The organism is Psychrobacter piscatorii (assembly GCF_001444505.1).
Classification (GTDB): domain Bacteria; phylum Pseudomonadota; class Gammaproteobacteria; order Pseudomonadales; family Moraxellaceae; genus Psychrobacter; species Psychrobacter piscatorii_B.
Genome location: NZ_LNDJ01000136.1, coordinates 1 through 6007, shown reverse-complemented (window position 1 = coordinate 6007; position 6007 = coordinate 1). Strand labels below are relative to the sequence as shown.

The window sequence follows — 6007 nt, the reverse complement described above, 5'->3', positions numbered from 1 at the left end:
CGAATGTTCAACACGCCCTAGTCATTTTCTAAAGCTAAGTTGTACCCAAAACGGCTCTTGTGTTTTTGTACTCCTGCACTCTTGGGAATGGCAAATATATTAACGAATACCAAACCAATTTAGAGCAGCCATTGCCCTAACATAACATTGACCGCCGCTTCTGTACGCAAGATACGCGTCCCTATATGTACTGGCGTGCACCCGTGTGCGGCGAGTAGCGCTATCTCATAATCGATCCAACCGCCTTCAGCACCGATACAGACCAAACTGGGCAATTCTAATGTTGTATCTAATTGTCGAAATTCAGAAAATGACTGCTCAGCATAAGGGTGTGCAACGATGGCTTGATTACTCACCAAACTGGTAAGCGTATCCTCGACAAATGGCTTAAAACGTTTTTGTAGCGTAATACGAGGGACAATCGTATCAACCCCTTGTTGCAGCCCTTCTAATACAAATTCATCAAGACGCTCAAGCATCGGACTTTGCCAATAGCTTTTTTGCGTGCGATAGCTGTTAACAAGCACAATATCGCATACGCCAAGCGCCGTCATATCCATGATCAAACGCCGCAATACTTTGGGACGAGGTAAGGCTAAAACCACAGTCAGATCCAGTTTGGCAGGCGGGGTAATACCGAGCTGAACATCGTATAACTGAATACTACCAGCAGCAATGTCCTCAATGACAGCCGTACCAAGATTGCCACCTAGCTGCCCAATTTTGAGCGTGTCACCGACTTTTGCGCCCAGTATGTTATTCACGTGATCGATTTGCACCACGTCATTGATCTTTGCCGTGTTTGCAGAGAAATTTTCAACGGGCAGTAATATACAATTCATAATATCTCTTGCCCTAAATTTTGAGGAAAATATTGCTCAATAACGTCCTCAATCATCGCAAGCTGACGAGTCAACACTGCTTGTTGTTGTACGGTTATTGTCTCGCCAGCCTGTCCTGCGTGCGTCGCTAATGGTAAATCACTTAACCACACCTCTAGCTGCTGACAAATAAGTGCGGTGTCATCAGTGCTATCAGTACCGTACTGATGATTTACTGTACTTTTAGCGCACTCATTTGAGCCATCTATCGTCATTGGACGATAAAACTGATTGTTTGGTTGATATAAAGCGCCTACCTCGGCCAGTTTATCGACCACCCTTTGGCACGATTGGGTGTAACGACCCATGATAATAGGCGTTGCCACGCTCGCAGGTTCAACGGGATTGTGTCCGCCTATGTCTACTAGCGACCCTCCAACCAATGCGACATTTGCCAGTGTATACCAAGTCATCATCTCACCCATGCTGTCCGCCAGATAGACTTGCGTGTCTGCATTGATGGGCTCATCAAGACTGCGCCGTGCCATTGTTAGCCCAGTCTTTTCGATCAATGCTGCGACTTCATCAAAACGCTCAGGATGTCTGGGCACGATGATCAGCAACGTATTGGCTAGTGATGACTGCGATAAGATCTGCTGATGTAACGATAGCACCGTCTCTTCTTCGCCGTTATGAGTGCTTGCTGCCACCCAAACTGGTCGGCCTGCTATCGCAAACGCTTTTGCCAGCGCATTTTTTTTAGCGAGCGCATTTTTTTTAGAGGGTATCTGCGCACTTGCATCTTCTGTATCACCAGCCTGCTCACTAGAACCAATCGCCTTATCATCGATTTTGGGCGTATTGATGACCCACTTTAGCGACCCTGCCACGCGGATCTGTGCGCTATCCGCCCCTAATTGACGAAAGCGTTTGGCAGAATCGCTGTCTTGCGCAATGATGAGCGCAAGGTTTTTCATCATGCTGGTACTCACCGCACCAATTTTTTGATAACTTTTAAAAGAAGACGCCGAGAGACGACCATTGACTAAGATACTTGGTATCTGATGCTCAGCAAGCTTGGTCAAGATATTCGCCCATAGTTCAGTTTCGACAAACAGCGCGGCGATAGGCTGTACGTGCGTCAAAAATGTCTCGATCACGTCAGGAGTATCAACGGGGACATAACTGTGGCTCATACGACCTTGAGCGATTGCATCTGCAAACCGACTGGCACCGCGAGCAAAACCTGTCTGCGTGGTGTTGGTCAACCATATCTGATAGCCACTAGCCAGCAATGCGTCTAATAAAGGCGCAACCGTATTGGTCTCACCCAACGATACCGCATGACACCAAATCACACCTTTATTACTGTGACCAGTAATCGCTGGACGCGGTGGATATTGCTTGCCAAAACGCTGAGCAACTTCTTGCTGATAATTGTCACGTTTGTGAGAGCGCCGCCATACTTGCAGACGGTATAGCGGCTTTAACACACCGATCAGAAATTGATAATAAAATGGCGTCTGATACACCGCACGATCAGTCAATAAATTATGACCTGACAACCTAGTGTCAGTCGAATGGGAAGATGTGTCAGATGGAGTATGAGATGATGGCATGGAGTAGCCCAGATTAGTAATGAATCAAACAGCAGAAAGGTAAATATAAAAACGCGCCAATTCTACCTGAAGTCAGCACATAACCATAAACTTTTAAAAGTTTACTGAGTAAATAGCGATTAGACGATAATCAGTATCAGTACCGCAACCACGATCACTGCACCAAACAGTAACTGATAGCGCTTGATACTATGCTGCTCTTGTTTTTGCGTCGTGATCAGCGCTTGCGCTTGCTCCCATTGAGACACAAGGTTTGCCGCCTCTATATGACCATTATCTGCCGCTTGCTCTAGCCAGTATTTACCACTGTCTATATCTTGAGGAATACCAACACCTTGATAGTACAGCTTGCTAAGTAAACGTTGGGCACGGCTGTCGTTTTTGCTAGCGGCTTGCTTCACCCATTCCACGCCAGATTTTTTAGCGTCCTTGTCATCTGCCGTGAGTCCTTCGCCAAGCAACTCGTACATCGCCAAGCGTAGCATGGCAGCCGTATTACCCGCTTCTGCAGCCGCCTGTAATGCTAGCAATGCTGTGTTTTTTGCTGCTATATGATCGTCTGAAAAGACCAATTGATCTCGTGGCTTATCCTGCTTGGCAATGTGCTGCTCAAACTGATCGAGGACTTTGCAAGCCTGCTGATATTCAGTCACGCCTGCTGTTTGCGGCACCTCAATCTCGTCTAGCTCTATGAGCAGCTGCGTAAACATTTCTGGTGTCGGTGGGGTTTTCACAAATGACTTAGGTTTAATAACTGGCGATTCTACCTTCGTCAGCTCAGGTTTTGCTTGAAGCTCTGGTTGGCGCGGCGCGGTACTCACTAATGGTTTAGATACAGTAGTTGCAGCAGAAGGGCGCTCGATATTGGCTGATACTATATTAACATCATCGAATTCATTATTTACTGGTACGTCCTCTGATGCCTCATAATGACTAGCAGGTTGACTTGTACTGATAGTCGTACTCGAATCTGTCGTTGAGTGAATGCTTTGGGTCGTATTATGCGTTGCTGACTCAGTCTTTAAATAACTAAGAGTATCTGCATTACTCGCTTGATCCGATAAATCTGGCAATCTTGCGCTAACTGCTTGATACAACCCACCAGCTACTTGCCCGCCTTGTACCGCTTCAAACGGCCGATCAATATTGCCAAATAGACGCAGCCCTATTGGCTCTAAAGGAAAAAATAAAGGCAGCGCATCAGTAGCCGCATTATTATCACCATAGCCAACGGCCATATGCTGATAAAAGTCATCGGTAATCAATGACAGCTCAGGATAGCGTTTGCGTAGCTCAAACTGCCCATACCAGCGTGGTCTGTTTTCCCACTGCTTTGCCAATACGCGACCTGCATAAAACGCCAAAAACACCATAAAGTTGCGATAGTGCTCATCGACCAGTAATGTCGCCTCGTCCCATATACCGCCTTTCATCATGTTGCGGCGTACCTGAGACAATAGTGTATCAATACGCTGTAAGCTCTCAAGCGACTCATCTAGCGCACAATTATGCAACTGTGTCTCATATGCGATACCACCTGCGATAGGACGCCCAGCTAAGAAATCTTGCCAGTAGCCTTCTGCAATATAGTCAAGTGGTGTTAAGGGCGGGGCAGACATAGACAGGCGTGTCCTTTTTTAGATAAGTTGACTATAGAGACAATGATAATGATTAAAAATATGAGCATAAAAAACACGGACAGGTTACCTTAACCTAAAATTGAGCGTGCTACAATAAAGGACTAAACAAGCGTACAACATTATCAAATAAGCGTTTTGATCCATGGCGCTGCTGCCACTCTTCATTGCCCAAAATACGGCAACTTTGTAAATATATTTCTTGACAGTCAGCCACTTGAGCGACCATCTCTGGCGTATAAATCGCCAAGCTGACTTCCATATTTAAATAAAAACTGCGCATATCAATATTGACCGTACCAAACAGGCAGTAGTCGTCATCGATAACCACGGTTTTTGCATGTAGCAACCCCCCTCGAAATAGCGCAATGGTCACGCCAGCATCCAGTAGCTCTTGATAATAAGCTTGTGAAGCATGCTGCACCAAAAACGAATCGACTTTTTCAGGAACAATAATCGTCACCTCAACGCCGCGCTTAGCCGCTATCGTCAGCGCACCTGATAGCGACTCATCGGGTACAAAGTATGGGGTGGTGATACGTATGCGCTTATTGGCACGGTGAATCACAGTCACTAACGTATTGTAAATCACATGCGCTGTCAGCTGCGGTGCTGACGGTATGAGCTGTGCCATCACCTTGTCTACGACAGGCATCTTTGGTATCACAATTGAAGTGCTACCGATATCTGGCTGCTCATGATAATCAATCGTATCGCCCAACACCTTTACTCGACTATTCAGATCGTTGATAGTTGGGTCCATCACATACAATTTACGCGTGTAATTATTAACTCGCTGATGTAGCTCAGCGAGATTGTCGTTATTTTCAGCACCAATATCAGTAACAATAACTTTGGCCATGGCGGTATTGATACTAATAGAGTGCTGGCTGGTCGTTCTAATCGCCACATCAATCCACTGTCCGACATTTTTATTTTGCTTAAAAAACCTCGGATCGACCAAATTAAAGCTACCGATATAGCCAATATATTCGTCAATGACCACCATCTTACGGTGATTACGTAAATCAGAGCGCTTAAATAGTGTCTTTAATAGACCTACTGGCAGCGACTGATGGACAAACACACCGGCTTTTTCTAATTTACGATGGGCACTACTATTAATAAAACTAAAGCTACCTACACTATCTGCCAATATGTGACACTCAACGCCGCGCTGAGCGGCTACTGACAACGCCTCTATCACATCGAGCACTTGTCCTTTTGGATATACAATATAAAACTCCATAAAGACAATGCGCTGCGCTGCATGGATATCCTCAATCAAACGCTGAAAGATCGATGCAGGATCTGTTAACAACTGCATTTGATGATCGGGAAATACTCCTAGCCCTGTCCAGCGCGTTCCTATTTGGCTCACACCGCGGTATTTGATGGGTAGCAGATCTTGTCCTTTATCAAACACCAGATGCTCGCGCCGTGCCATATCATTCATCATGATGCTTGCTTGATCCACGCGCTCACGGTAGCGTCGTCCAATCATCGGCTCACCTAGTAGTATGTATGCAAACAGACCGAACACGGGCACGGTATAAAGCACTGCAATCCAAGCAATGGATACACCAATATTACGCTGCACTGATACAACGCGTAACGTCATAACAATCATCAGCATAATATGAAATATCAGACCTAGACCTGCGTACTCTCCCCACGTCCAGTTGGTAAAGATCTGCCCAATCGTAAAAATATCTATGCTGGCCTCCCTCAATCATGCTCAAAAAACAAAGTATCCGTAGTATAGTAGCTTTTCGCTGTCAAACAACTGCTAACAATCATAACCTGCCTCTAAAAAATACAAGTAAGCGTCCATCATATATTACTGTTTTTAATACCATTAAAAATTTATTTCCGATTATTTCATAAAATAGTCAAAATAACATTTGACAGCCAAGTGTAAATCTATATA

General features: G+C 45.3%; 4 protein-coding genes. All 4 read right to left on the bottom strand.

The features are described from left to right. Window positions 1-119: 119 nt before the first annotated feature. The 4 genes from AS194_RS13295 to AS194_RS13280 all read right to left on the bottom strand — a co-directional run bounded on the left by AS194_RS13295 (window position 120) and on the right by AS194_RS13280 (window position 5809). On the bottom strand, window positions 120-842 hold the full coding sequence (locus AS194_RS13295; protein WP_058025978.1) for a 16S rRNA (uracil(1498)-N(3))-methyltransferase: 723 nt from the start codon (window positions 840-842) through the stop codon (window positions 120-122). Continuing rightward, window positions 839-2440, bottom strand: coding sequence for a 3-deoxy-D-manno-octulosonic acid transferase (locus AS194_RS13290; protein WP_058025977.1), 1602 nt, complete (start codon window positions 2438-2440; stop codon window positions 839-841). The genes AS194_RS13295 and AS194_RS13290 overlap by 4 nt, the downstream gene beginning before the upstream one ends. A 119-nt stretch (window positions 2441-2559) precedes the next feature. Then, window positions 2560-4059 carry a tetratricopeptide repeat protein gene (locus tag AS194_RS13285; RefSeq protein ID WP_058025976.1) on the bottom strand — a complete coding sequence of 500 codons (1500 nt, stop codon included), beginning with the start codon at window positions 4057-4059 and terminating at the stop codon, window positions 2560-2562. 109 nt (window positions 4060-4168) lie between these two features. Then, entirely contained in the window at window positions 4169-5809 is a 1641-nt protein-coding gene (locus AS194_RS13280; protein ID WP_058025975.1) for a cardiolipin synthase, read from the bottom strand. Between the last annotated feature and the right edge of the window lie 198 nt (window positions 5810-6007).